Source organism: Terriglobia bacterium (assembly GCA_020072845.1).
Classification (GTDB): Bacteria; Acidobacteriota; Terriglobia; order Terriglobales; family Acidobacteriaceae; genus JAIQGF01.
Genome location: JAIQGF010000009.1, coordinates 150,472 through 176,689, shown reverse-complemented (window position 1 = coordinate 176,689; position 26,218 = coordinate 150,472). Strand labels below are relative to the sequence as shown.

Annotated in this window: 25 protein-coding genes and 2 tRNA genes; 10 read left to right on the top strand and 17 right to left on the bottom strand. The window is 61.4% G+C overall.

Annotated elements, in window-relative coordinates; all coding sequences use genetic code 11:
• Positions 1-15: 15 nt before the first annotated feature.
• The 4 genes from LAN70_09890 to LAN70_09875 form a co-directional block, all read right to left on the bottom strand.
• Positions 16-873 (bottom strand): hypothetical protein, encoded by an 858-nt coding sequence (locus LAN70_09890; protein MBZ5511465.1) that lies wholly within the window; start codon positions 871-873, stop codon positions 16-18.
• Positions 874-1,108: 235 nt separating this feature from the next.
• Entirely contained in the window at positions 1,109-1,675 is a 567-nt protein-coding gene (locus LAN70_09885; protein MBZ5511464.1) for an NADH-quinone oxidoreductase subunit B, read from the bottom strand.
• A 219-nt stretch (positions 1,676-1,894) separates the two neighbouring features.
• Positions 1,895-2,917 carry a zinc-binding dehydrogenase gene (locus LAN70_09880; GenBank protein ID MBZ5511463.1) on the bottom strand — a complete coding sequence of 341 codons (1,023 nt, stop codon included), beginning with the start codon at positions 2,915-2,917 and terminating at the stop codon, positions 1,895-1,897.
• A 119-nt stretch (positions 2,918-3,036) separates the two neighbouring features.
• Positions 3,037-4,683, bottom strand: coding sequence for a hypothetical protein (locus LAN70_09875; GenBank protein MBZ5511462.1), 1,647 nt, complete (start codon positions 4,681-4,683; stop codon positions 3,037-3,039).
• A 101-nt stretch (positions 4,684-4,784) separates the two neighbouring features.
• Between LAN70_09875 and LAN70_09870 the strand changes: the two genes are divergently transcribed.
• The gene (locus tag LAN70_09870) at positions 4,785-5,390 is read left to right on the top strand and encodes a nucleotidyltransferase family protein (protein ID MBZ5511461.1); all 606 of its coding nucleotides are present in this window, start codon (positions 4,785-4,787) and stop codon (positions 5,388-5,390) included.
• An 83-nt stretch (positions 5,391-5,473) separates the two neighbouring features.
• Complete coding sequence (locus LAN70_09865; protein MBZ5511460.1) at positions 5,474-6,103, top strand: HAD-IB family phosphatase; 630 nt, start codon at positions 5,474-5,476, stop codon at positions 6,101-6,103.
• 53 nt (positions 6,104-6,156) lie between these two features.
• On the opposite strand, the gene LAN70_09860 is transcribed toward LAN70_09865, so the two are convergent.
• Positions 6,157-6,621 carry an iron-sulfur cluster assembly scaffold protein gene (locus LAN70_09860; protein ID MBZ5511459.1) on the bottom strand — a complete coding sequence of 155 codons (465 nt, stop codon included), beginning with the start codon at positions 6,619-6,621 and terminating at the stop codon, positions 6,157-6,159.
• 46 nt (positions 6,622-6,667) lie between these two features.
• Here LAN70_09860 and LAN70_09855 point away from each other — a divergent pair, with 46 nt between their 5' ends.
• From LAN70_09855 to LAN70_09845, 3 genes are all read left to right on the top strand, one after another.
• Positions 6,668-7,831 (top strand): radical SAM protein, encoded by a 1,164-nt coding sequence (locus LAN70_09855; protein ID MBZ5511458.1) that lies wholly within the window; start codon positions 6,668-6,670, stop codon positions 7,829-7,831.
• A gap of 301 nt (positions 7,832-8,132) precedes the next feature.
• A complete protein-coding gene (locus LAN70_09850; protein MBZ5511457.1) occupies positions 8,133-8,615 on the top strand; it encodes a GAF domain-containing protein in 483 nt (160 codons plus the stop codon).
• Positions 8,612-9,046, top strand: coding sequence for a (deoxy)nucleoside triphosphate pyrophosphohydrolase (locus LAN70_09845; GenBank protein ID MBZ5511456.1), 435 nt, complete (start codon positions 8,612-8,614; stop codon positions 9,044-9,046). Before LAN70_09850 ends, LAN70_09845 begins: the two co-directional genes overlap by 4 nt.
• Positions 9,047-9,169: 123 nt before the next feature.
• Here the strand turns inward: LAN70_09845 and LAN70_09840 are convergent, their stop codons facing one another.
• From LAN70_09840 to LAN70_09820, 5 genes are all read right to left on the bottom strand, one after another.
• Positions 9,170-12,655: a carboxypeptidase regulatory-like domain-containing protein gene (locus LAN70_09840; protein ID MBZ5511455.1), complete on the bottom strand. Its 3,486-nt coding sequence runs from the start codon at positions 12,653-12,655 to the stop codon at positions 9,170-9,172.
• Between the two features lie 117 nt (positions 12,656-12,772).
• Positions 12,773-13,228, bottom strand: a complete 456-nt coding sequence (locus LAN70_09835) for a DUF4126 domain-containing protein (GenBank protein ID MBZ5511454.1) — start codon at positions 13,226-13,228, stop codon at positions 12,773-12,775.
• Between the two features lie 211 nt (positions 13,229-13,439).
• Entirely contained in the window at positions 13,440-13,667 is a 228-nt protein-coding gene (locus LAN70_09830) for a hypothetical protein (GenBank protein ID MBZ5511453.1), read from the bottom strand.
• A gap of 383 nt (positions 13,668-14,050) precedes the next feature.
• Positions 14,051-14,139, bottom strand: a tRNA-Leu gene (locus LAN70_09825).
• A 326-nt stretch (positions 14,140-14,465) separates the two neighbouring features.
• Positions 14,466-15,209, bottom strand: a complete 744-nt coding sequence (locus LAN70_09820; protein ID MBZ5511452.1) for a hypothetical protein — start codon at positions 15,207-15,209, stop codon at positions 14,466-14,468.
• A gap of 292 nt (positions 15,210-15,501) precedes the next feature.
• On the opposite strand from LAN70_09820, the gene LAN70_09815 reads away from it, so the two are divergent.
• Positions 15,502-16,248, top strand: coding sequence for a class I SAM-dependent methyltransferase (locus LAN70_09815; protein ID MBZ5511451.1), 747 nt, complete (start codon positions 15,502-15,504; stop codon positions 16,246-16,248).
• An 86-nt stretch (positions 16,249-16,334) separates the two neighbouring features.
• On the top strand, positions 16,335-17,201 hold the full coding sequence (locus tag LAN70_09810; GenBank protein ID MBZ5511450.1) for an aminotransferase class IV: 867 nt from the start codon (positions 16,335-16,337) through the stop codon (positions 17,199-17,201).
• Between the two features lie 115 nt (positions 17,202-17,316).
• Here LAN70_09810 and LAN70_09805 read toward each other — a convergent pair whose 3' ends face one another.
• From LAN70_09805 to thiS, 3 genes are all read right to left on the bottom strand, one after another.
• Positions 17,317-17,580 (bottom strand): hypothetical protein, encoded by a 264-nt coding sequence (locus LAN70_09805; GenBank protein MBZ5511449.1) that lies wholly within the window; start codon positions 17,578-17,580, stop codon positions 17,317-17,319.
• Positions 17,581-17,609: 29 nt separating this feature from the next.
• The gene (locus LAN70_09800; GenBank protein ID MBZ5511448.1) at positions 17,610-18,134 is read right to left on the bottom strand and encodes a MerR family transcriptional regulator; all 525 of its coding nucleotides are present in this window, start codon (positions 18,132-18,134) and stop codon (positions 17,610-17,612) included.
• 145 nt (positions 18,135-18,279) lie between these two features.
• Positions 18,280-18,489 (bottom strand): sulfur carrier protein ThiS, encoded by a 210-nt coding sequence (thiS, locus tag LAN70_09795; protein MBZ5511447.1) that lies wholly within the window; start codon positions 18,487-18,489, stop codon positions 18,280-18,282.
• 75 nt (positions 18,490-18,564) lie between these two features.
• Here thiS and LAN70_09790 point away from each other — a divergent pair, with 75 nt between their 5' ends.
• Positions 18,565-20,175 (top strand): UbiD family decarboxylase, encoded by a 1,611-nt coding sequence (locus LAN70_09790; protein MBZ5511446.1) that lies wholly within the window; start codon positions 18,565-18,567, stop codon positions 20,173-20,175.
• 81 nt (positions 20,176-20,256) lie between these two features.
• Here the strand turns inward: LAN70_09790 and LAN70_09785 are convergent, their stop codons facing one another.
• The gene (locus tag LAN70_09785; protein MBZ5511445.1) at positions 20,257-20,724 is read right to left on the bottom strand and encodes an Rrf2 family transcriptional regulator; all 468 of its coding nucleotides are present in this window, start codon (positions 20,722-20,724) and stop codon (positions 20,257-20,259) included.
• A 449-nt stretch (positions 20,725-21,173) separates the two neighbouring features.
• On the opposite strand from LAN70_09785, the gene LAN70_09780 reads away from it, so the two are divergent.
• On the top strand, positions 21,174-22,448 hold the full coding sequence (locus LAN70_09780; protein ID MBZ5511444.1) for a threonine ammonia-lyase: 1,275 nt from the start codon (positions 21,174-21,176) through the stop codon (positions 22,446-22,448).
• Between the two features lie 23 nt (positions 22,449-22,471).
• Here LAN70_09780 and LAN70_09775 read toward each other — a convergent pair.
• A tRNA-Ala gene (locus LAN70_09775) sits at positions 22,472-22,547 on the bottom strand.
• 155 nt (positions 22,548-22,702) lie between these two features.
• Between LAN70_09775 and ribA the strand changes: the two genes are divergently transcribed.
• Complete coding sequence (gene ribA, locus LAN70_09770) at positions 22,703-23,335, top strand: GTP cyclohydrolase II (GenBank protein ID MBZ5511443.1); 633 nt, start codon at positions 22,703-22,705, stop codon at positions 23,333-23,335.
• Positions 23,336-23,589: 254 nt separating this feature from the next.
• On the opposite strand, the gene LAN70_09765 is transcribed toward ribA, so the two are convergent.
• Together LAN70_09765 and LAN70_09760 are read right to left on the bottom strand one after the other, a co-directional pair.
• Positions 23,590-24,297, bottom strand: coding sequence for a 1-acyl-sn-glycerol-3-phosphate acyltransferase (locus LAN70_09765; protein MBZ5511442.1), 708 nt, complete (start codon positions 24,295-24,297; stop codon positions 23,590-23,592).
• 49 nt (positions 24,298-24,346) lie between these two features.
• Complete coding sequence (locus LAN70_09760; GenBank protein MBZ5511441.1) at positions 24,347-26,209, bottom strand: PDZ domain-containing protein; 1,863 nt, start codon at positions 26,207-26,209, stop codon at positions 24,347-24,349.
• Positions 26,210-26,218: the final 9 nt, after the last annotated feature.

The following is a 26,218-nucleotide window of genomic DNA, read 5'->3' as shown; positions in this document are numbered from 1 at the left end:
TAGCAAGCGCTACACCTAGCGTGCTTTTCTTGCGCGTGCTTTTCTTGCGCGTGCTTTTCTTGCGCGTGCTTTTCTTGCGCGTAGTTGCCGTTGTCGCCGCCGAAAACGCCTGGCGGAATTCAACCAATACAAAACGCCCGACCTGAGACTATCTTCGATGAATGCCGCGGTGTTCTTGTACTTCAGATTCACGGATTCCGGAATCTCCGACGCGAGATGCTCTTGAAGAGCCTGCCGCAGCAAATTACGTACGGAGACGCCGTACTTTCTTCTGTTGACCCGCACGCTTGAGTGAGCGGTCTCGGGCCAATTCAAGGCATAAGTGATAGCGATCGTACTGCCAGGTTTTACAGGTACTGAATAAGGCATAACGACGTTTTTGAAATCAGTTCTATGTGCTACTCGGCCATCACAGCTTGGGTGCAATGCGCCTCCTATCCAGTCCTGCTGCCTTTCTGTGCTGTAGGCGTCAACGATAGCTTGGCCGACATAAGTCTGGGTCCTCTTATTGATGTAGCATTCCCCAAATGCAACACCGGCTCTCAATGGTAGCCCATTGAGGAACCCATGAAAGATAGCTCCAGTCGTTGCGAATAATAGGCCCTGAAGTTCAAAATCCTGACGGTAAATTGAACAGCTGTCTATTGGGGGAGTCCACAGCAAGATTGTGTCGCTGAACTGAGCATGCGCGGTTTTCGTTATTCCCGACTCCTCCTGGATGTTTCCGCCACCTACTCCCCAAGCTATGTCCAGTTTCGGAATATGCTTAAATAGCTTCTCTACCCGTCGGACGACATCCTCGGCAGGTAAGGTTTGTACCATCCGTCTAAATCCAAGAATGTCAATCATTGCGACAAAGCGACGCGTGACCATACCATTCCCTTGTGCTTTCTTTTCGCACTGCACCGTAACCGACCGCGGGTGGCCCACCCTTTCGCCCGGGTTTGGCGAAGGGTGGGGCTGTTATTGTCCATCGCGCTGCCTCAATCGCGGACAGATTCCGAGCCGCTCCCGCTCCCGGGAGCGACAAGGGCGGGGCAACCGCAAAGTTTATTCTTGACTCAAAGGGTCAGCCAGCCCCCATTTTGAAGACTTGAGATCGCCTAGATTACTTCAGGTTCAGCGCATCCTTGAACGAGCCGCGTTCGTTCTGGATTTTTTCCTGGAGCAGGGTGATGGCGTAGATCAGTTGCTCGGGACGGGGCGGGCAGCCGGGGACGTAGACGTCGATGGGGATCACCTGGTTGACGCCCTGCACCAGCGCGTAGTTGTTGAACACTCCGCCGGAGGTAGCGCATGCGCCCATGGAGATCACCCACTTGGGCTCCGGCATCTGCTCCCAGAGCTGGCGGATGACGGGCGCCATCTTCTGCGAGACGCGGCCGGCGATGATCATCAGGTCGGACTGGCGCGGCGAGGGGCGGAAGACCTCGGCACCGAAGCGCGCGATATCGAAACGAGAAGCGCCCATGGACATCATCTCGATGGCGCAGCAGGCCAGGCCGAAGGTCATGGGCCAGAGCGAGTTCTTGCGCACCCAGTTCACGGCGTTGTCGAGCGTGGTCATGATGATGCCTTCGGCTTGCGGATCGCCGAAGATGACCTCGCGGAGGATTCCCTTGGACTCGTGCTGGTGGCTACCCTCGAGATTTTCCAAGCGTTCGTCGCCGTTCATGCGGGGACCATTGTAATTGATTAGATGACGAAACGAGTACGGAGACGCGGGAAAGGTCTATCGGTCTATCGGTCTGTCGGTCTGTCGGTTTGTCGGTCTGTCGGTCACCACCGAGACACCGAGTACACCGAGATTCACAGAGAAAACACGTTCTGGGATTTTGACTAACCAATAACTCGGTGAGCCTCGGTGACCTCGGTGTCTCGGTGGTGAAGAAGCTCACGGCTTCAGCACGATTTTCCCGAACATCTGGCTTTTCTCCATGCGCTCGTGGGCGGCGCGGGCTTCCGAGAGCGGGAAGGTGGAGTCCACCACGCCTTTGATCTTGCCGCCGACAACGTGCTTCAGCACCTCGTGCAGATCGCCCATGGTGCCCATGTAGGAGCCGATGAACGAGAACTGCTTGGAGAAGAGGAAGCGCAGGTCGAGGTCCACCTTGGGCCCGGTGGTGGCGCCGCAGGTGACGATCGTCCCGCCCGGCTTGAGCGACTTCATGCTCTCGCCCCAGGTGGCCTGGCCGACGTGCTCGATGACGATGTCGCACATTTCCTTGTTGGTGATGCGCTTGACCTCGTCGGAAATTTTCTGGGTGTAGTGGTTGATGACCTCGTCGGCGCCGAGTTCGCGGGCGCGCTGCATCTTATGCTCGTCGCCGGCGGTGGCGATGACGCGGGCGTTAAACAGCTTGCCGATCTGGATGGCCGCCATGCCGACGCCAGAGTTGGCGCCGAGCACGAGCACGTTCTGGTCGGGGCGGATTTGCGCGCGGGTGACCATCATGTGCCACGCGGTAAGGCCGACCAGCGGCACCGCCGCGGCTTCCTCGAAGCTGAGCGAATCGGGGATGGGGATGACGCAATCGTGGCGCGCGGCGATCAGCTCGCAGTCGCCGCCGTCCACGCCGTTGCCGAGCACGGTGAACTCGCGGCACATGTTGTGCACGCCGGAGACGCAGAAACGGCAGTGACCGCAAAACACCATGGGCGCGAGGATGACGCGCTGGCCCTTTTGCAGCCCGGTGACGAACCCGCCGACGTCCACGATTTCGCCGGCGACATCGCTGCCCAGGATGTGCGGCAGCTTGACTCCGGGCAGGCCCTTGCAGACCCAGAGGTCAAGATGGTTCAGGGCACAGGCGCGGACGCGGACCAGCACCTGGTCCTGGCGCGGCTGCGGGTCGGGGACGTCTTCGTACTTGAGGACTTCCGGACCGCCAAACTGGTGGAGACGGACGGCTTTCATGGCGAGCCTCCCCTAAAGGGTGATGTGCGGGAATTGAAACGCACCAAGCTACCACAGTCGTCGGTCTTCAGTCGTCAGTCTTCAGGAAAGGCGGACGCCCGCCAGACTGAAGACTTGCTTCACCGCTCCATGCTCATGCTCATATTGGTGCCCTGCTTGGTCGAGTTCATGATCATGGTGGAGCCGGTGGGAATGTCGAGCAAGGATGCGGCCATGGCGATCTGCGCGACGACCTTCATCTCCGGATCGGAAATTTCCTTGACCAAATTTGCGGCCCAGACCGGGGAAATGCGGACGGCCAGGCGCAACATGCCGCGATACGCCTCGGCCGAAGGCCAGTAGGCCTTCAGCGCCTTGTTGGGATCGTCGGCATTGCTGTCCTTCTTGTAGGCACTCTCGGCGGCGGCCAGACCCTTCTCGATCACGCCCTTGGCGTCGTCGGTCTCGCCCATCTTGAGGTAGATGTCGGCCGCGGTGGAGAGGGACATGACCTGCTGCGCGATCTCGAGTTTGGGGTTCAGCTCCATGAACTTCTGCAAAGCCTCGCGGGCGATGGAAGAATCGTTCTTCCAGGTGGAGCGCGCGACCATCAGCAGCGCCTGCGAGCGCAGTCCGGGATCGGAGATGCCGGCACACATGGCGAGAGCATCGCGGGGATGCTTCTCGGCCTCGGCGGCGACCTTCGACACCTGCTGCATCTCAAGCGGCGCCGGCATCTGCGGGCCGGGACCAGGGCGTCCGCCGCCGCCCGGGCCGTCGTTGCTCATCATGAAGGAGGCGCCCGGGCTCCGATCCTGGCCTCCCCCGGGGGCTTTCGGCGGCTGCAACGAGTCGGTACCCTGCGGATACTTGGCCAGCAGGGTCTGGACTTGCTGGTATTGCTCGAGGAGTTTCTTGGCTTCCGATTCGTCGAGCTGCCGCAAAACGGGCAGCACCTGGAACAGGCGGAATTCGTAGAGAGAGCTGAAGGCGACCGCGCCCTGGTCGGAGGCCATCGAGATCGAGCTCTTCTGACCGTTGTCGCGGGCGTCCTTGAGGACGGCGTGGATGGCGTCGAGCACGGCTTCCTTGGGCAGGCGGTTCCAGAAGCGCAGGATGAGCGGCACGAAGTCGCAGTCGCCCATGCAGCCGCCGCTGTGCTTGTGATCCTGGAAACTGGCGAGGGAGACAGCGAAGAGTTGCTGCGCGTCGGCGGCACGCTCCGGCGGCAGCGCCTGCATCACGCGCAACGCCGCCCCGTACGGCATCTCCGATTCCTGCGCGATGCGGTAGAGCACTTCCACCGCGTGGCCCAGTTCCTTCTGCTTTTCGTAGTACTGAAGCAGGGAGCTGAGCACGGAGGCGCGCGCCTGCGGCTCGACTTGGGTGAGCAGCTCATCGACGCGCTGCGGCGCCAGCGGCACCATCTCCTGGAGAATCTGCTTTTGAAGCTGGAAGCGGGTGTTCAGATTGTCGTCGTCGATGGCCCGAGTGGCGGCCAGCGCGTCTTCCAGCAGTGCCAGCGCCTTTTTCTTGTCGGTCGGCTGATAGGCGCGGGCCACCTGCAGCAACGCGTAGCTGCGCATTCCGCCCTCCAGGCCCGCCGCCTGGACCTCGGCAACTTCCAGCATCTGGCGGCCGCGCTCCAATTGTTCGGGCGTGGCCTTGCGAGCCGGCTCGGCCTGGCGCGAGGACCCGGGCCGCATGCCGACCTCGACCTGCGTTTGCTGTTGTCCGTAGCACAGAGATGCGGCCGCCAACACGGCGAGGGCAATGCGTGTCTTCATGGGCAGACTCCGGCGTCAGAGTATAAGCGCTCGGGCGGTTGGACGCGATGCGGCCAGGAAGGTGAGCGAAAAAATGGCGGTATTTGTTAAGCTGTTCAGCAATGGCACGTTCACCCAGCTTTTGCGGAGTCATCCTGGCGGCGGGGGAATCCTCGCGCATGGGACGGGACAAGGCGCTGCTGCCCTGGCGGGAGTCAACGTTTCTCGGGGGAGCGATTGATCTGCTGGCGCCGCTGACGGAGATGGTGATCGTGGTCGCGGGGAAAAACGCGCCGCAACTGGAGCCGCTTGTCTACGCCGCAAGCGCGTACCTGGTGGTGAACCGCGAGCCGGAGCGCGGGCAGTTCAGCTCGCTGCGCCTCGGGTTGCAGGACGTGATGAACCACGGACGCGATGCGGCGATCGTCGCGCTGGTGGACCGTCCGCCGGCAAGTCCGGCGACGGTGGCGCTGCTGATAGACCGATTTCTGGAGCGCGCGGCGGAGGGCATCTGGGCGGTGATTCCGCGCTACGGGGAACGAAACGGACACCCGCTGGTGGTGGGGCGCGAGATGATCAACGCGTTCCTTTCCGCACCGCCGACGGCGACCGCGCGCGACGTGGAGCACGCGCACCAGCAGCACATCGAGTATGTGACCGTGGATGATCCTCTGGTAGTCTGGAATGTCGATACCCCCGAGGATTACCAGCGGATCACCCAAGGATGAGCACGCGCGGAAATTTTCAGACCACTTCCCTGCCGGCGCCCGCCGAGGAGTTCGTCGCCTCGGTGCTGCGGCTGCGGCTGCGCATCGCGGTGTTTGATTGCGACGGCACGTTATGGGATGGCGACGCCGGCGAAGAGTTTTTTTACTGGGAGATGGAACGCGGCCTGCTGCCGGATGACGTTGCGCGCTGGGCCCGCGCGCGTTATGAGGAATATCGGGCCGGGCGCGTCGGCGAGGAGCAGATGTGCGGCGAAATGGTCACCATCAACGAGGGGATCGACTGGGCAACGCTGGAGCGCAGCGCCGCCGAATTTTTCGCCGAGCGCATTGTGCCGCGCATTTTTCCGGAGATGGCGGAACTTACGCGCCGCCTCGCCGATTCGGGATGCGAGCTGTGGGCAGTCTCCTCCACCAATGACTGGGTGATCCGCGCCGCCGCAGCGAGGTTCCGCTTTCCCGCGGAACGCGTCATCGCCGCCTGCGTGGAGAACGAGAATGGGCGCTGCACCGGGCGGCTGATCCGGGTTCCCACCGACGAACTGAAAGCGGCGGCGATTCACCAGTTGCTGCCGCGCACTCCGGACGCGGTGTTCGGCAATTCCCTACACGACCTCGCCATGATGGAGCTGGGGAAGCACGCGTTCGCCATCAATCCGAATCCTGATCTGGAGGAAGTTGCGCGCCGGCGCGGGTGGACCATCTACCACCCATGACGGCAGCAGAGCCGAGCGAATCCGCAGCGGGCGAGCCGTCAACGATCTCCACACTACTGGCGACCCGGCACCTGATTCAGCGCCTTCGCCAATACGTCAATTGCGAGATGACTCGCGTGCAATGATGCGCTGGGCAGGCCTCCCAGCTTCAATACCAACTCGATCCTGCGTACGGCGCGCGCTTGACTGAGGGTCCGACCTGCAATCATTTCGGTTAGTGCTGACCCGCAGGCGATCGCGGGCACGCATCCCTTGGCGCGAAAGCGAACCTCAACGATGAGTCGTTCTTCAACGCGCAGCCACAACTTCATCACGTCTCCGCACGCGGGATTCTCCACCTGTGCGACGGCCGTTGCGTCAGTGAGTTCGCCGACGTTGCGCGGATGCTCGAAATGGTCCAGAACCTGGGCGGAGTACATGGGGGAATTGTAGCTGGTAGCTGGTAGCTCGTAGCTGGTAGTTGGGGGTCCGTAGTCGGGGACAAGTGTAATTAAAGAACGGTCGAGATTCTTGCCCAACTGGCAGCTACCAGCTACCAACCGGGCTACCGCATATAATCACCTCGTGGGGTTCGACTACTTTCATTACGCCAAGACGGTGTTTCGTCCTGCGGGCCTGGAATCCGTGTTCTTGTTCGTTACCTCGACCTGCAACTCGCTCTGCCGGACCTGCTTTTACTGGGACGAGCTGAACCAGGGGCGCGACCTCAGCTTCGAGCAGATCGAAGAGCTGAGCCGCACCGCGCCGCGGTTTCACAAGCTCTGGATTTCCGGCGGCGAGCCTTTCATGCGCAAGGAATTGGCGGAAATCGTCGAGCTGTTCTACGTCAACAACGGCGTGCGCCACATCAACCTGCCGACCAACGGACTGTTGCCAGGGAAAGTAGAGTCGGTGATTTCGGCGCTGCTGGAGCGCTGCCCCGAGCTGGTGATTGACCTGAATTTCTCGCTCGACGGGCTGGCCAACACCCACGACGCCATTCGCGGCGTGCCCAATAATTTTCAGAAGACGCTGGCGACCATGGACATGGCGGCGAAGAAGTGGCGCGGCGTGCGGCGGCTGCGGCGCAACGTGGTCAGTTGCGTTACGGCGGAGAATTATCGCGAGCTGGTGGAACTCGGGCTGAAGATGATGCGCGAGAGCGACAGCGACGGACATTACTTCGAGATCATTCGCGGCGATCCGATGGACGCCTCGCTCAAGCGTTTGCCGCGGGAAGAACTGGCCGCACTCCATCAAAAATTGATGTGGTTTCACGCGCGCTATGCCGAGCGCCTGTTCGCACACCTACCGGCGGTGCCGCGCGCGCTGGCCCGGGCATACTACCTGGGAAACATCAAGTTTCACTTCGACATTCACGAGCAGAATCATTACAGCGACAAGGCTTGGCCGATGGCCTGTACGGCAGGTCAAAGCACGGTAGTAATTGACCACGACGGCCACTTCCGGGCCTGCGAGCTGCGGCCGAAGCTGGGCCGATTGCAGGATTTCGATTTCAATCTTACCGCCGCGCTGGCTTCGCAGGAGATGCAGGAGGAAGTGAAGGCGATCCCGGGAGCGAAGTGCTGGTGCACGCACTCCTGCTGGATCCATGCGTCGTCGAAGTTCAGTCCCCGGGTGCTGCTCTTCCATATTCCGTGGGCGTACCTGAAATCGAGGTGGCAGCGGTTGCCGCAAAGCGAGGCGCGAGAATTCGAGCGGTTCCAGGTAAGAGATGCGCCGGTGTAGGTTATCGGTTATCGGTTCGCGGTTGCCGGTTTTTCCAGGCTGCGTTTCATGGGAAGCCAGACGCGCGCATGTTGTAATCGCGGGCGAGGGCGCCCGCGACATTATCATTCTTGGGCAATTCCGATTCGGCCCCGGCGAGGGCGCCGGGGCCTACAAGTCTGAAGAGATTTGTTTCCAGGTTCAGGCCAATTTTGAAGAAATTTGTATCCAGGTCATGCTCAGCGCACGCCATTCAACCCGACCGGTTTCCCACAGCGGAGGGAATCCGGCGCCGGCCGGCTTCTGTGTTTTAATACCGCGTATGACTCCCGCAATCAAAACTTCGGACGTAATGCGCGAAGTGGACGAAGCGGCGCGCTCGGCGCGGTCCGCCGACGAGCTGATGAATGCCATTTGCGAGCGCCTGCACCAGCGCATGCTCAAGTACAACTGGGTCGGCTTCTACATGATCGAGGAAGACGCCGGCGAACGCGTGCTGCAACTGGGCCGCTTTGTGGGGAGCATGACTCCGCACACCCGCATCCAGCTGAACCAGGGCATTTGCGGCGCGGCCGCCTCCACCGGAAAAACGGTGGTGGTGGACGATGTCAACAGCGACCAGCGCTACCTGGCGTGCTCGATCGAGACCAAGTCGGAAATCGTGGCGCCCATCTTCGTGCGCGGGCAGGTGGTGGGCGAGATTGACATTGACAGCCATTTTTCCGCCGCCTTCACCGCCGACGATCGCCAGCTGGTGGAGCACTGCGCCGAGCTGGTCGGGCGCCGGCTCGAGAAGCAGGGATGAAGCGGGTACCGGCGAAACCAGCGCGGCGCCGCCGTCCCATCAAGCGCGTTGCGGCCGCGTTCATCCTGGAGCGCGGAAAGATCCTGATTTGCCAGCGCACCCGCCACCAGCCGTTTCCCCTGAAGTGGGAGTTCCCCGGCGGCAAGATCGAGCAAGGCGAGCAGCCGCGCGACGCGCTCCGGCGCGAGCTGGACGAAGAACTCGGCATGGACGCGAAAATCGGCGACGAGGTCCTCCGTATCCAGCACACCTACCCGCGCGGCGGCACGGTCGAGCTGCGGTTTTTTATCGTGGAAGAATTCGCCGGGAAGATCGAGAACCGCATCTTCAAGGACGTGCGCTGGGTGGCGCGCAAGGACCTGCCGAAGTTCGATTTCCTGGAAGCCGACGCCGGGCTGGTGGATGAGATCGCGCGCGGGGAAATCTTGTAGGTCTGTCGGTTGATCGGTCTATCGGTCACCCGGCTTGGGAAAGACCGATCGACCGAACGACCGACAGACCAAGAAAAAGGGCACCCGAAACCGGGTGCCCCAAGTCTTGCCACGAAGCTCGTCTTAGAAGATGAACTTCGCACCCAACTGCACCAACCGCGAGTTCGTGAAGTTTCGAATCGCGGTGACGCGCCCGAAGTTGCCGCTAGTGATGCTTCCGGTCGGGTTCGCGAAATTGGTGTGGTTGAGCAAGTTGAACGCCTCTACGCGCAACTGGAACGTCGTGCCTTCGGTGACCTTCGTATCTTTCTGAAGAGAGAAGTCGATGTTCCAGAAGCCGGGACCATGGAAGAAGCCACGCGGGGTGGTTCCTTCCGTGCCCAGCGCGTTACGTGTAAAGTCCGCCGCGGCGAAGTAGTTGTGGGTGGTGGTGGTTTTGGGATCAAGCGCCGTCGGCCTGGTCACCAGATCCGGGCGGTCCGGGCAGGCGTAGAACGAGTAGTTCAAGCTGCATGTCAGCGACCGGCTGCCGCTGTCCTGGAAGTTGATCGGGAAGCCGGTTTGCCACGCGTTGATGCCGGTGATGCGCCACCCACCGAATACCCGGCTTGGCATCCACGAGAACGCGGACAGCTTGTTCAGGTTCGGGATGTCGTAGCTGGTGCTCAGGGTGAAGCGGTGCCGGGCATCAAACGCCGAGTCACCGCGGTCGCGCCTCAGGTTGCCATATGCGTCGAACGAACCGGCCGCCTGGAACGCAACGTCTTCAAACGACGATCCCGTGTCGATCGCATGCGCCCAGGTGTAGGTGGTCAGCAGTTGCAGACCGTGGCTGAGGTGCTTGTCCACGGTGATCTGCAGCGAGTTGTAGTTCGAGGAGCCGCCATTGTACTGGATGCCGCTGCTGCCCCAGACATCGCCCGGGTAGGTGAAGAAGGTGGGGAAGCGGACAGCCATGTTGGCTGGGCTGGCAGTGCAAACTTGCCCGGCAGCGTTAACCGCGCCTGCCAGACAAGCGGCCACGCCCGCCGGCGTCGCCGGGTTGAAGGAACGCGAAACCCACAGCTTGCGGCCCGCCGACCCGACATAAGCGACACGCAGGATCGCCTGGCCGGGCATCTCACGCTCCAGCGTCAGGTTGTAGTTTGTCGCGTAGGGAATGGTTGCGTTCTTGTCTATCACGCTGATGCCGAACGGGAGGAACCCGCTGAAGTCAACAGGGGTTCCCGGAGTGACGCCGGCGAACGGGAACTTGTTCGCCAGCACCGCGCCGGTTTTGATGTCAACCCACGGGTTCGGGAACGACGGATCCCCGCCCACGTCGCCGATACCGGCGCTGCCCAGGCCGAACGGCGGAACGCCCAAGTCCTGCAGGTTCAATTCTTCTTCCGAACGGTTGAAGTAGATTCCGATTCCGCCGCGGATGGACATCTTCCCCGGTGCGCCGGAGATCCGGCCCCAGTTGGGGCTGTAAGCGAAGCCCAAGCGCGGACCGAAATGGGAGTACTTGGTGGTAGCACCGCCCCCCTTGTTGCAACCCTTATCAGTAGGGAAGGTGTAGCCCACCGGAGCGGTCGGGAAGGCCGTAGAGTGCACGCCAGGCTGGAAGCATATACGGGCCAACCCTTTCTCCTGGAACTCCTGGATCGGTTGATCGATTTGGTAGCCCGTGCCGAAGGTCAGGGTCAGGTTGTCGCGGAAACGCCACTGGTCCTGGGCGTACATGTAGTGTTCATAGGCCTGAGCAACAATCAATTGGCCGGTCTGCTGGTTGTAGCCGGCGGGAATGCCCAGCAGGAAATCCAGACCCGGATCGCCGGTGCTGTAGGTCGCGCTGACGTCGAAGTTAAACACGCCTTCGTTGCGGGCCAGGAACGGATTCCAGACCAGCATCTTGCGGCCTTCGTATCCGAACTTCAGGCTGTGGTGTCCATGCTGCCAGCTAAAGTTGTCGGTGATCTGGAAGGTCTGGTCCTTGCGAGGCTGCGGACCGTTGGTCGTGCCGCCGAGCGTGAAGTACCCCGTAATGGCCATCTGCGGGTAGTCGGCTGCACTCGGGAGCTGCGGGAAGATGTTCGGGAAACCGACGTCCTTGGGTTGACGAACATTCAGCGGCTGCCCAGTCGGGAAGTACAAGCGGGTGTAGCCGAGGCGCAATTCGTTCAGCATGTTGTTGGTGATGGTGTGGCTCCAGGCGGCCACGAAATTCTTGGTTTGTGGCGCGCTTTGGTCGCCAAATCCCGGCAGGTTCGCTGCCGTAAATGCCAAGTCGTTCTGGGCTGCCTGGTTGTTGGCGAAGGCGTAAAACCAGAAAGCGTCCTTCGAGCCGACGTTCTGGTCGAACCGGCCGAGGTATTGGTTGACCTTGGTGCGCGTTATCGGGTTCCAGGTAAACTGGTTCGCACTGGCGTTCGGCGCGGGGACGAACTGCTTCACCAAATTTACAGACAGCGGGCTAAATGCCGCCGTTGGGACCGAGCCGCCGGCCAGAGCCACATTCCACGGTGTGCCGGCTGGATGTCCGTTAATCGCGAATGGTGTTGGGTTCGTGCTCAGGCAAGCCGCGCCAGGGGCAGAGGTACAACCCGGAAACTGGAACCCCGAGAGGGTGCCAGCCAACGCTGACGCGGGGAAAACCGTCGGCGTCGCACCCAGCACCTGCGGATTGGCGTTGCGGGTGTTCTGCAGGCTGAAGAAGAAGAAACTCTTGTTCTTGATAATCGGGCCGCCAACCGTCCCGCCGTACTGGTGCTGATGGAATGGCGAGACATTCTTCTTCACAACCCCACCAACAACGGTGGTCTGGAAGTAGTTAGCGGTGTTCAGCGAATGGTCGCGGTAGAACTCGAACAGCGTGCCATGGAACGAGTTCGTTCCTGACTTGGTCACGGCGTTCATAATCGCGCCCGAGTTGCGCCCGTATTCCGGATTGATCGAGCTGGTGATCATGCGGACTTCGGCGATCGCGTCCGGGTTGGGCGGCGCCAGCGGGCTGTTCAGCGGCAGGTCATTGTTATCCGAGCCGTTGATCAGGTAGCTGTTTTGTTGCGCCTGGCTGCCGTTGGTCGAGAAGTTGACGCCGAAGCGGGTGTCCGGAATAACCACGCCGGGCAGGTTCTGCTGCAAGTTAACCCAGTTGCGGCCGTTCAGCGGCAGGTCGGTGATGGTCTTTGAGTCGATGGTGGCCGTCAACTGTATGCTGGTCTGCTCAACCTGGGCAGGGTTGGCGGTGACGGTCACTTCCTCGGTGACAGCTCCCACCTTCAGACTGATACCGCCAACATAGGTCTGGTTTGGCTCCAGCTTAATGTTGCTAACCGTGGTGGTGGCGTACCCGGTTTTGGCGGCGCTAATGGAGTAAGTGCCGGGACTCAGGTTGATAAACTCATAGCTCCCCTCGCCGCTCGAAGTGGTCTGTCTCGAGAAGCCGGTGGCAAAGTTGTTGATCTTCAATGTAGCGCCTGGTACCACCGCGCCGCTGGTGTCGGTGACTGTGCCGCGGACGCGTGCGTACAGTTCATCGGCCAAGGCGGCGGTGGAGAACAAGCTGACCATGACGACGGTGATCGCAAAGATTGTGACCAAGCGCCGTGTAAACGCAGCGTTCATACTGCCTCCAGTTCGTGAGTCTGTGTCTGTCTGGGGAAAGCCAGCTTGAGCACTGCACGTCGTCGGCCAAAACTTGGCAACTTAGAATCAGCAACTTAAGCTGTATTTTGGGATGAGTTACGAGGGCTGGTTCAGGATTTCATAGTGGCTGCTATGGAAAATGAAATCGGAGCTGCCTTGAGCCCGCGCAGCCCGAGGATTTGGGGGGTTATGGTACCCCGCGGCTCGCGCTGCCGTTTTGCCGCCGTGCGCCGCCAGCGCGATGGCACCTCCGGCAGAGGCGCTGATGGCCTGCGCCAGGGAAGAAAGATGGGCGGCGGCGGCGTAGGCGAGCGAGCCCGCAACCGGGACGCGCACGAAAGCGTGCAGCGCGTTCCAGATCCAGTCGAAGGTGGGAATTTTGTCGGCGAAGAACTCCATCACAAACATGACCGCACAGGTCGCGATGACGGGCCAGCTTCCGACCAGGTGCGGCGACGGCGGGAGAGCGAGGAAGCCGGCGCGGGTCAGCCGACCGAGTGTGGCGACGGTTGCATGGACGCTCCACCCGGCCGCAAAACTAATCGCAGACATCAAACCAGCAAGCTGGTCAGGGGCGAGGGTCATTTTGTGATCTGCGGTTGCGTGATTCGTGATTCAGTGAATTGCTGTGCTTGGTTGAATGTCGCGAACCGGTGGAGCGGGGACGGGCACTTGAGCAGGCAGGAAATCGCAGATCACTAATCGCCAATTCCAAATGAAAAGGGCCGCCATGCCGGCGGCCCGCATTGCGGAATGCGACCGACTACAGAGTGGACTCGATTTCAAATCCCCACGCTTCCAGCAACGGTTCGGGGATGTACTTGGAGTTCTTGTTGCGGCGCGCCCACTCGCGGAGCCGCGTCGAACGCAAGTACTGATCGGGTGAAAGCTTGAACTCGCGCACCACTTGCTCGAACTCGGTAATGGTCGGGACAACCGGACCAATCGGCTCAGGCTTGCCCCAGTTCGGATTTCCACGTCGCTTCGCCATGATGAGTTCTGACCTGCCTCAAGAATGGATTTATGTCCTAGATTTTTAAGGGCCAACTGATTGGATTCCAAAAACAGCGGGAAGGATTCATGGGAAACGCGCCGACTTGCCCCATGCCTCGGCCCTAGATGCGTTCCAGAAACCCCGCCAAAACTAACGATTTTAAGGCTTTTTCCCCGCTTGAACAAGCAAAAAAAATGAAAAAAAACGCGTGCTCCCGCCAGCAGCCGGCAAGTGCTTGCGAATCAACTGATTACACCACTAACTGGTGGCTGCACACACAGGCGTAGAAGTAAAAGAATCAACGACTTGCAGTCAGTCCGGCGGCTGACCGTCCCATGTTGGGACGCGTTCAAATCGGGGCGAGAGTACGGCTCTGAAAGTGGTGCCCGGGGCCGGAATTGAACCGGCACGAGCCTTTCGGCTCTCGGGATTTTAAGTCCCGTGCGTCTGCCAGTTTCGCCACCCGGGCAACATCAACTGACGCGATGAACGCGAGCTGGCACTAACGGTCTCGCCCGCCTGTGGTGGCGGGCTCGACGCCAGATCAGGTGTCAGTCATCCCAGCCTGTGCATCAGGGTTATTGTCACACAGCCGCTCCACCACGGCCAACTGGCAGGCCGGCGCGAGGAAGATGCGGCTACACGCCATGCTCATCGTGCTGTGCCGCCTCGCATGCTGCCCATTGGAAAGGAACACGAGTCGACACCCCGGCCACCTGCAATCGGCGCCGGCGCGAGAACCATGGTCGAATTCGGAACGGGAGTTCAATCCCGTCCCGTTTCCCTTCCATCTCGTCAGAACGAGATGGTGACGGCGATACCGGGGCCGGGACGGGTGAGGTCATACAGGTAGTACCCATCGTCGGTGTAATCCAGATATACGTCGTCGGTTTCGTACCAGTCTGCCGGCCACATTTCCGGCCACGGATCAACGAAGGTGACCCAATAGCCGTCGTAGCGGAAGCGTGGATACCCGCCTACGAAAAGCATCGGCAGGCTGTAAATGCGGAAGTAGTGCCCTCTCCCCCAGTAGGTCCGGAAGCGGTCATCAGGTATGCGGTAGCCGTTGTAGCCGCCGCGCTGCGCCCAGGTGCGGTGGTCGTGATCCCACGACCTGGCGCGCGACTGGCCGAAGCCGCTGTGCACCTGTGCTTTCTGTTGTGGGACACCGCTATGGTGGACGCCACCATAGGTAGGGCCGCCGGGCTTGACGCCGCCGTGATAGGCGGTGCCGTAGCTCGATTGAGGTTTCTCCTGAGCATGCGCAGGCCGGTTGGTTGGTTGAACTTTTGTTTGATAAGGGATTGCGCCTGAGCGCGGTGATGGCGGCTGCTGATGCGGTTGCTGCGCGGGTTGCTGATGCGTTTGCGGCGCGGGTTGCTGATGCGGTTGCGGCGCGGGTTTCGCCTGTTGATGTTGCTGCCCTGGTTGCGATTTGCCCTGCTCCTTACCGCGTTGCTCTTGCTGTGCGTTGGCAGGGGCAGTGTTTCCGAGAAGCAAGAACAGAACTGCTGTGCTGAGAATGCCCGCTCGTTTCATTGATCCGTGCTCCTTTTGAGCGCAATGGGTCGGTTCACGCTCACTGCTTCTTCATCATGCTAATTAGATGCAACTTGGGGTCTGTCCGCAAGGGATCACTTTACGCCCAGGTTTCGATATTTTTGTCCGAGACCTCCGAAACTTTCCCCAAGAGGCTAACCGGAATTTCCTGTTTCAGCTCTGAATCCCCCGAATCATACTGCTGGTGAGCGAGTTCGCAATGGGGGAGCGGCACCTGCGAGCGAAAAGCGGAGCGATGCCGTGTCATTTTGGGCTGCTGTATGATTTCGCCATGACGACGCGGAAAGGCCGTCCCTCGCCCAGCAGCCCGTATGACGAGGAGTTTTATGCGGGCAAGAACGAGGGATCCTATCGCTCGGCGATGATCGTGCTGCCGCTGGTTTTCTCTATCGTCACCCCGCGCAGTGTCGTAGACCTTGGCTGCGGGACCGGGACGTGGTTGCGTGCGGCCTATGAACTCGGCGCGCATGACTACCTTGGGTACGATGGCCCGCACGTCACCCAGTTGTGCATTCCGCAAGCTCGGTTCGCGGCGGTTGATCTCCGCCAGCCCCTGCAAGCGGAGCGGAAGTTTGATCTGGCAATTTCCTGCGAAGTCGCCGAGCACCTGCCGGCAACCTCCGCGGCGACGCTGGCCGGCACGCTGACTTCCCTGTCGGACGTAGTCCTGTTCTCGGCCGCAATCCCGGGCCAGGGCGGAGTGCACCATGTCAACGAGCAGTGGCCGGCGTATTGGCAGGCGCTGTTTCGAGCCAGGAATTATTCCGCATACGATTTCATCCGTCCGCGAATCTGGAATGATGATCGCGTGGAGGTGTGGTACCGGCAAAACACGGTTCTGTATGTCGCCGATTCCGCCGCGCCGCGCTACCACCTGCCCGAGAAGACGCCGGAGGTGCTCGGCATGGTGCATCCGGAACTCTACGAATCGCAGCGCCGCAAGAAGCTTTTGCGCAATGCCGTGCGCGGTACCCGGCGGGCCCTGGCGCGCTGGACCGGCCGTGACAGCACCCGGTGAGGCTCGCGCCCACCCTGGCGTACACGCTGATTTGCGCTTCCGTTTAGAATAGAAGCTCCCACTACAGCAGGCTCGATGGAGGCCGCATGCACCGATTCATCTATCACAATGACCGTGTGCTTCCCCTGGAAGAGGTGCGGCTGTCGCCCGGGCAGGCGGGCCTGATCAACGGTTGGGGAATTTTCAGCACAGTCCGTGTGTATGACGGCATTCCGTTCGCCCTGGAGCGCCACTATGAGCGCCTTTCGCGCGATGCGGGGCGCATCCAGCTTCCGCTGAAGACCAGCCTGGGTGAAGTGCGCGATGCCATGCTGCAAATGCTGCAGGCCAACCGAATCGGCAACGCCTGCGTGCGGATTTATTTCATCTTCAACACCATCGGAATCTGGAAGAGCGCCGAGCCGTTCCCGCAAGTGGATCTGATCATGTACGCCATGGACGTGCCCGAGCGCGTGGGTCCGACCACCCTGTCGGTGCAGGAGCACGGGCGCCATGCCGCGCACCCGCTGACCGGAACCAAGGTGACCTCGTGGCTGAACAACGCGTGGATGGTGGAGCAGGCGCACCGGCGCGGCTGCGACGATGCGCTGCTGCTGAATGAACGCGGCGAGGTTGCGGAGTGCACGGCGGCCAATATCTACTGCATCCGGGGTGGCGACGTGGCCACGCCTCCGCTGAGTTCCGGGTGCCTGGCCGGGGTCAGCCGCGCCATTTTGATGGAAGAAGGCCCCAAGATTGGGGTGTCGATCACCGAACGGGTGCTGAAGCTGGAAGACTTCTACTACGCCGACGAGGTCTTCATCACCTCAACCACGCGGCACGTGCAGCCGATTTCGCACATCGAAAAGCGGGCCATGAAGCAGGCGCCGGGTCCGGTGACGCAAAAATTGGCAAAGCTGTTCGAGGAGTACGTGAAAGAGTATTTGGCGCGAGCGGCCGCGGCAGTGAAGTGAGGCAGTTTCTAGTTTCTGGTTTCTGGTTGTTAGCTGAACACATGCTCGCCAGGCGATGGTGGTGGTCCGAAGAATTTCCTTTCCACTCGCGCGGCGAACCGCCGGGCAGCAAAAGCTAACTCGGCTGGCGTGCGACGACCTGGCCTTCGATCAGGAAAAACTGCGCCGAGCACTTATCGGAACCGCAGATGATGGGAATGAGCCCGGCAATCTGGCGACGGGTGATCAAGCCCAGCGTGCCGCAAGCCGGGCAGGCCAGGACCGCCCAGTAGGGGTCGTCGGCCTCGCCGACTTCGCCGGCATTTTCCAGCACGAACATCGCGCCGGGGCCCATCTGCTCCGGGATCCACTCGTTCAGGACGTCAATCTCAGCGACCATCCGTCACCTCCACAGTAGATGCCGTGCTCCTAGGAAATGCGCCGGGCGCGCAACCGCCGCGCACCGGAATCAGAGCGGACTGTTTTCCTCTCACGAGAGTGCGCGCCCGCAGTGCGCCGTTGTGGCGCAGCCTCGGGTCGCATTGCTGGTAGCTCGGCGCGGATTTGCCGCACCGTATCGCTCAGGCAAATGGTGAACATCGGCTGGCGCGAGTTTTTCAGGATGTCGATCACCTGCCGGGGTGAAGTTTCCAGGAACAGGCGCTTGCCGTCGGTAAGCAGGTGGTAATCGGAGGCGGCGCTGACGGTCTCCACCAGGCGCTTGCCGAATTCCTTCTGCAGAAAACGAATCACCACGCGGACGCGCTGCAACGAGAAGCCGCGCCGCCGCAGATCGCAGATCACCGCCACTTCCGCGACGTCGTCCAGCGAGTACAGCCGGCGGTGGCCCTGCTTGAGCGGTACCACCAGGCCGCGCTCGTCCCACCATTGGAGCTGGCGAGCGCTAAGGCCGGTCAGCGCCATGACCTCGTTCGATGTGAACCTCTGCTCCATGCCTCACGCAACCCCAAATCGAAAAGACATTTGCAACTGAAAATGTTTAAAACATTCTAGGCGTGGGATGTTGAATGTCAAGATGAAACCGGCCGCAAGGGTTGACCACAACGGCGCGGATGAATTCAAAACGGAAATGCCGGAATCAGGAGCGGCCGCCGCCGACGAAATGGACGATCTCGAGGCGGTCGCCTTCGCAGAGGAGCGTGGCGGGCCAGCGGTCGCGGGCGACAATGTCGCGGTTGAGTTCGATGGCCACGCGGTCCGCTTTCATGCCGAGTTGTTCGACCAGGACGGCCAGGGTGAACCGGTCGGCGGCAAACTCGCGCTCTTCGCCATTGATGAGCAGACGCATGGCTTTGGTTGAGAATATCACCCGTGGTCGCCGTCCGGGCTCGCTATAATCGTGCGTCGTACTGGACTCCTGACCATGGCCTACAACGATCTGCGCGAGTGGATAGCGGCGCTGGAAAAGGCCGGCGAACTGAAACGGGTGCGCGCCGAGGTGGACCCGATTCTGGAAATCACCGAAATTACCGACCGGGTGAGCAAGAACGCGCTCGGGTCGCCGGCGCTGCTGTTTGAGAACGTGAAGGGCTATGCCGGGTCGAAAGTGCTGATCAACCAGTTCGGTTCGGCGCGGCGAATGAATATGGCGCTGGGAGTGGAGTCGCTGGACGAAATCGCCGAGCGGCTGCGGATGTTCATGGACGTGAAGTCGCCGCAGGGGTTGCTGGACAAAATCAAGATGCTCCCGATGCTGGCCGACCTCGGCAAGTTTTTCCCCAAGACGGTGGCGACCGGGCCGTGCAAGGAAGTGATCAAGAAGGACAGATTCTCGCTGCTCGATTTTCCCATCCTGCAATGCTGGCCGAAAGACGCGGGACGGTTCATCACGTTGCCGTGCGTGATCAGCCGCGACCCGCGCACCGGCAAGCGCAACGTCGGGATGTATCGCATGCAGGTGTACGACGAGCGCACCGCCGGCATGCATTGGCAGCGGCAGAAGGTGGGCGCGGAACATTACCGCGAGGCAATGCGAAGGGCGGCAGCATCGCAGTCGCCGGTCGCCAGTCGCCAGTCGCCAGCGGTCGAGGCGATGGCGGAGAAAGCCGCGGGCGAGGGCGCCCGCGCCACATCCAGCGTTGACATCATGGCGCGGACGTCGGGTGGCGCGCGCGTGCCCGACGGCGAGCGGCCGCAGGGAAAAATGGAAGTCGCGGTCGCCATCGGCACCGAGCCCGCGCTGACCTTTGCAGCGATCGTGCCGGCGCCGCCCGATGTGGAGGAATTCATGATCGCCGGCTTCCTGCGGGAGAAGCCGGTGGAACTGGTGAAGTGCGAGACGGTGGACCTGGAAGTGCCGGCGACGTCGGAGATCGTGCTGGAGGGCTATGTCAATCTTGACGAGCTGCGCACCGAGGGTCCGTTCGGCGATCACACCGGCTTCTACTCGCTGGAAGATCTCTATCCCGTCTTCCACGTAACCTGCATCACGCACCGGCGGGACCCCATTTACGCGACCACGATCGTCGGCAAGCCGCCGATGGAGGACGCATGGATGGGCAAGGCGGTGGAGCGAATTTTCCTGCCGCTGATGACGCTGACGATTCCCGAACTGGTGGACGTCAACCTGCCGGTGGAAGGCGTGTTCCACAACCTGATGATCGTGTCCATACGCAAGTCCTATCCGGGACAGGCGCGCAAGGTGATGAACGCGATCTGGTCGCTGGGGCAGGCCATGTTCACCAAATGCATCGTTGTGGTGGACGAAGATTGCGACGTGCAGGACCTGCGCGAGGTGGTACTGCGGGCGTTCAACAACATCGATCCGGAGCGCGACATTCAGTTCACGCTGGGTCCGGTTGACTCGCTGGACCACGCCTCGCGGCTGCCGGATTTCGGGTCGAAGATGGGCGTGGATGCCACGCGCAAATGGCCGAGCGAAGGCTTCACGCGGCCCTGGCCGGATGAGATCACCATGGACCGCGCTACCAAAGAGAAGGTTGATCGGATGTGGAAGAGCCTGGGGATCGAATAAAACAGGCTTTAGGTTTTAGGCTTTAGGCTTCGGGCTGCGGACTTCGGGCTTCAGGTCAGGCTGCAGGCTGGAGGCCGACGTTCAGCAGTTGGTGGTAGCGCGGGCGCGTTTTTTGCGCAGAGGGCGGGTGAGCTGCGTCTCATGCGCGTTGCCCTCCGTAATGTCAATGAGCGTGGTGCGCTCGAGAAATTCGAGGTAGCCGTCGCGGACCTTGCCCCAGTGGGCGTGGGCCGTGCAGGGCTTGTCCGAGGTGCATTTTCGATCGCCGCGCAGCAAACAATGCGGCCAGGTGGAAGGGCCTTCGAAGAGGCTGACGACATCGATGAGGTGAATGGCGTCGGCGGGACGGAGCAACATGTAGCCGCCGCCGGTACCGCGGGTGGCCAACACCAGCCCGGCATTGCGCAGCGAGAGCATGATCTTCGCCAGGTACTGCTGGGGCACGCCGGTCGCTTTGGACAGGTCGCGGCCGAGGATGGCTTCGCCGCGAGAGAGCTGAGCCAGCCGGCTGAGCGCGCGCAGGGCGTATTCGGAGGTGGCGGAGAGCATTGGTGACCTCTTGATACAGAAATCCTCTTGTACCGGGAGGGCAGTCGTCCGCGCTGTGACACACGTCACTTTTTCCTGTGATAGATCGGGACACGACAAAACGGGCGCAGCCCCATCTCCTCGGGCCAGCAGCCCGTGATTACTTTTTCAGTTGCGCCGCATCAACATAATCAATTGGAATTCGCAGCATTAACAGTGCTACAAGACAGCAGATTTTGCGATGTGCGCTTCGACCCAAAGCGATCGTCATCACGTTGCCGCCGGCTATGGCACAGCCGTCTCGTGCCGGCTCGAGCGCACCGTCGCTATCGCCGTCGTCGTGCGAATTATTAGCCCGCCACTGAGCGGGTGACGACGCCGAACCTTCAGCTCTGCTCGAAAGGCCGTCATCCCGCAACCGGTGGCGGCCTTTTCATTTGTTCCCTCAAAGCAAAGGAGACACAAGGCACATGCTGCAACCAACCGCAAAAGAGGGTGCGCCGAATCTTCCGATCCCAGCCCTGCCAGCGACCAGCGGTGTCACGCTGAACGAGATACGCCTGGCGGCGGCCCGGATTCGTGAGGCGATCCCGGCCTCACCCTGTACGGTGTCGCGCGCGCTGTCGGAGCTGACAGGTGGCACCGTTTTTCTGAAGCTTGAGAATCTGCAACGCACCGGCTCCTACAAAGAGCGCGGCGCACTGAACCGTCTGCTCGCGCTCACGCCTGCCGAGCGCCAACAAGCTCTGGTGACAGCTTCGGCCGGCAATCATGCCCAGGCGGTGGCCTACCATGCTGCGCGACTGAGCCTCAAAGCAGAGATCTGGATGCCGCTCACCACGCCGCTGATCAAGGTATCGGCTACTCGCGCCTGGGGCGCCGAAGTGGTGCTGGAAGGCACAAATTTTGACGATACGTTTGGTGCAGCCCTGGAGCGTTGCCGCCAGAACGGGGCGATCTTTATTCATCCGTTTGACGACGAACGAGTGATGGCCGGCCAGGGAACCCTGGCTCTGGAGTTGGTGGATCAACTGCCGAAGCTCGACGCGGTCGTGGTTCCGGTTGGTGGCGGAGGGTTGATTGCGGGCATCGCCGTGGCGCTCAAGGAAATCAATCCGTCGATTCAGGTGATCGGCGTTCAGACGGCCTTGCTGCCCTCGATGCTGGAGGCGGTGAAGCACGGCAAGCCGGTCCATTTGGCCGGCAAATCAACCATTGCAGACGGCATCGCGGTGCGATCGGCAGGCGAGAAGACCATGCCGATTGTCGCGCGCCTGGTCGACGATCTGGTGCTGGTGGACGAGGAAGAGATCGCGGCCGCCGTGCTGCTGCTGCTGGAACGTGAAAAGACTTTGGCGGAAGGCGCGGGCGCAGTCGCGGTGGCGGCGCTGATGCATGGCAAGCTGTCCCTGGCCGGCAAACGCGTAGCCGCCATCGTCTCGGGCGGCAACATGGACGTCACCCTGCTTTCCCGCATTATCGAGCGCGGCCTGGTCAAAGACGGGCGGCTGGTGAGGCTGAGAATTCCCCTGCCCGATCATCCCGGCGCGCTGCACCGCTTGACCGAAGTGATCGCCCGCAACCGCGTCAACATCGTCGAGACCAGCTACCACCGCGCCTTTCATGGCGCCAAGCTCAGCCACACGGTGATCGATCTGACCATGGAAACACGCGGCCATGAGCACTGCGATCAACTGATCCGCGCCCTCGAGGAAGCAGGCTACGAACACGAGCGCATCGTCTGAAGGGTGTCCTACGTGGTTGGAAATGGTGGACCTGACCGGGATCGAACCGGTGACCTCATCGTTGCGAACGATGCGCTCTCCCAGCTGAGCTACAGGCCCACGAGTAAATTGATTTTAGCAGCAGCGCGCCGAGCCCCGCCAGTCAAGGGGCGCGCGAGCACGCGTAACCAATCGCTGGCGGCCATCTCGATCACATCGCAGTGTGACCGGGTTCCGCGCCGCCGTGCCCCAGCGCGGGCGAATATAATGAAGCTGTGACGCCATCGAAACATGTGCGCAAGCTCGCCGAAGCGGATTTTCCCACCCGCTGGGGACAGTTCCGCATCGTCGGGTTCGAAGGCCAGTTCCCCACGGGGTCGAACGGAAGCGGCGAGCGGCGCAAGGAAACCGCGGTCGCGCTGGTCATGGGCGACATTCACGCGCGCGCTCCGCTGGTGCGCATCCACTCGCAGTGCCTGACCGGCGACGTGTTCGGATCGCTGCGCTGCGATTGCCGCCAGCAACTGGAGATGGCGCTGGAGATGATCGCCGCGGCCGGTTGCGGCGTTCTGGTCTACGAGCAGCAGGAAGGGCGCGGCATCGGGCTGATGGCGAAGCTGCAGGCCTACGAACTGCAGGACCGCGGCCTAGACACGGTGGAGGCAAACGAGAAGCTGGGGTTCGCCGCCGACTGCCGCCAGTACGCGCTGCCGGTCGAGGTGCTGAAGGCGCTGGATCTGAAGGAGATTAAGCTCCTGTCAAATAACCCGGACAAAGTGGCGGCGGTGGAGGCCGCGGGGATCGCGGTGCGGGAGCGCGTGCCGTGCGAGCCGGAGCCGCGGTCAGCGCACTCCAAGCGGTACCTCAGGACCAAGAAAGAGAAGATGGGGCACCTGTTCTCGAAGTAAACCAACTACAAAACCATTTCCGATTTTCGATTGCCGATTGCCGATTTTCGGGAAGACGCAGTCGCGCGCGAGTATCCCTTCCACCACGGAGACACGGAGGGGATTTGGTAATTTTGTAATTTGGTAATTTGGTAATCGGAAAAACGGTCTCAGTCCATAATCTCTGCCGAGAAGGGCCGGCAGAATTACCAGATCACCAAATTACGAAATTACCAAATCAGGTCCTCATTACTCCGTGTCTCCGTGGTGAGCTTCTATCTTCGATCCTCCGGCAGCGCGCTGGCGATGGAATCGCGCACCGCGGCGATGAGGGCGTCGCGATCCGGAAAATCCTGGGGTGAGATCGGCGGGTGAAAAACGATCTGCGCCACTGCCTTCTCCGGCGCGATCAGCCGCTTCCCTTTCGGCAGGATTTCGTAGGTGCCGAGCAGCGTGACCGGCACGATCGGGCAACCGGATTCAATGGCGAGATAGAAGGGACCTTTCTTGAGCGGCTGCAGGCGGCCATCCAACGAGCGGGTGCCTTCGGGAAAGATGGTCATGCTCAGGCCGGAGCGGATCACATCGGCGGCGGCGCGCACGCTGGCGATGGCGGCATCGCGATTGCGGCGGTCCACCGGGACAAGGCGGGCGACGCGCATCGCGAACCCGAGAATGGGAATGCGGAACAACTCCTTTTTGACCAGCACCGAAGTGCGCCCGGGCAGAAGCGGGATGAGCACCGGCGGGTCAAGATTGGAGACATGGTTCGACATGAAGATGTAGGTTCGGGCGGGATCAAGCTGGTCGCGTCCGACGATCTGGAGGCGAACGCCGGCGAGCCTGACGCCGACGCGCACCACCCACATGCTGGCGCGATAGAGGAAATCGCTGTTGCCGGTGAGCAGCGCAACCGGCAGCGTCAGCAAAGCAGTGAGGGGCGTCATCAGCGTCCACCAGGCGAGGATGAGCAGCGTGCGCATTGGCTATCAGGTCCGGTCTTCTGAAACTCGAAACTGAAACTGAAACTGTTTATTCCGAGTCGCCGCGGATCCAGGCGGCACGGCGGGCACGCTGGGCCTCGGTAACGCCTTCGCGCTCCACCAGCGCGTAGTTCTCAGCCGGCGTGCCGGCGAGCTTGAATTTCACGCGACGCGCGCCGGTGGCGCCGGAAACTCGCAGGTCCACGGTGTCGCCGATGCGCAGGGTCATCAGATTATTCTCCGGCGCCTCGGCGGGCGCCCTCCCGTTGACCTGCTGAACGATATCGCCGGGGCGCAGGCCCGCCTTTTCGGCTTCGCTGTCGGCATTCACCGATACCACGATCGCGGCGTTGGCCGGGCGGCGGACGGTGCGGAAACCGGGATCGGGGAGCACGACGGTTTGCTTGTCGAGACGAAGACCGACGGTCGCGAAAAACTCATCGTACGGAATGGCATCGGCGCCGGCGACGAAGCGCGCGAAAAATTCACGGAAGTCGGCGCCCGTGACCGCCTCCGCGGCTTCCTCAACACCGCGGGAATCGGGAAAGAATTTGCCCTGCTTGGCGTAATGGTCGTTCATCCAGAGGAAAAGGTCGCGCAACGACCGCTTGCCGGCGCTCGCCTCGCGCATTTGCAAGTCAAGCAGCATGCCGAGGATCTCGCCCTTGTTGTAGTAGGAAATCGAGCGCTGCGGTGACTCATACGGCGGATATTTCTCCAGCCAGGTATCGAGACTGGATTCTTCCACGGATTGGGTCAGGCGCGCCGGGCGGGATTCCAAGTAACGGATGTCGGCGGCGAGTTCGGAGAGGAATCCTTTCTCGTCGAGATAGCCGGCGCGCACCCGCATGTAGTCGGCGACAGTGGAGGTGACGCCTTCGCTGAACCACAGCGCGCGCGTGTACTGCTCCTTGGTGTAGTCCACCGGTTCCAGAGACTGCGGGCGGATGCGCTTCACGTTCCACAGGTGAAAAAATTCGTGGGCAGTGACGTCGGCGAGCGACAGCGGGTTGCGCTTGACGCGGTCGGCGGAGGCGTCGATCGCGGTGGAGTAGGCGTGCTCCATGCCGCCGCCCGCGGGGCCGCGCGGGAAGTGGTAGATGAAAACGTACTCGCCGAACGGACGGTCCTGCATCCATTCAACCTCGGTGATTGCGAGGTTATGAGCCATCCCGGTGATCGCGCTCATGTCGTAATCGCCCGGATTGGCATCCACCACGACGCGGTAGGTTGCGCCGGGTTCTTGCAAAACAGATTCCTGAAACGTTCCTAGCTCAACGGGAGAATCGACCAGCTCATCGTAATTGCGGGCGAGCAATAGATTCGTGCGGATTTGCCGCAGCGATGTCGCAAGCTTCCAGGCTGTGGGAACGTCCGTGAACACCACCTGCAACCAGCCGTCCCTCAATCCAAGCGGGTACATCAGGATTTCGGCAAGGTTCAAGAACGCATGATGCTCATTCAACTCCGCCCCGAACGGTCCGGCGTTGTCGGCGAGCACGTCATATTCGAAGGTCAGGGGACCCTGCGCATCCACTTTCCACGTCGTTTTGTCGACTAGCGTCACGTTCAGTGCAACACCGCCATTGTCGTGAGCCGCAACCGCTCGGACATACTGCGCGAAATCGCGAACCTGGTAGAGCGCGTTCCACACGGGAAGCTGCAGCTGGTAGGAGTGCTTCGGGGCAAGCGGGCGGACACGCATAGATACATGCACGATATGCTGCGCCGCACTCTTTAACGAAACGGTATAGCCGACCTCGATGTTGACGCCGCCGACGTGGCCTGGACCAGTTCCCTGCTCGGGCGTAACCGGCGCGGCCGTCTGCGCCAGGGCCGGCCAGCTACATACAAGGATAAGAACGAGGGTGGCCCACATCTGCCCGGGTTTGGCAGATGTGGGTCTTTTCATGCGGGAGTA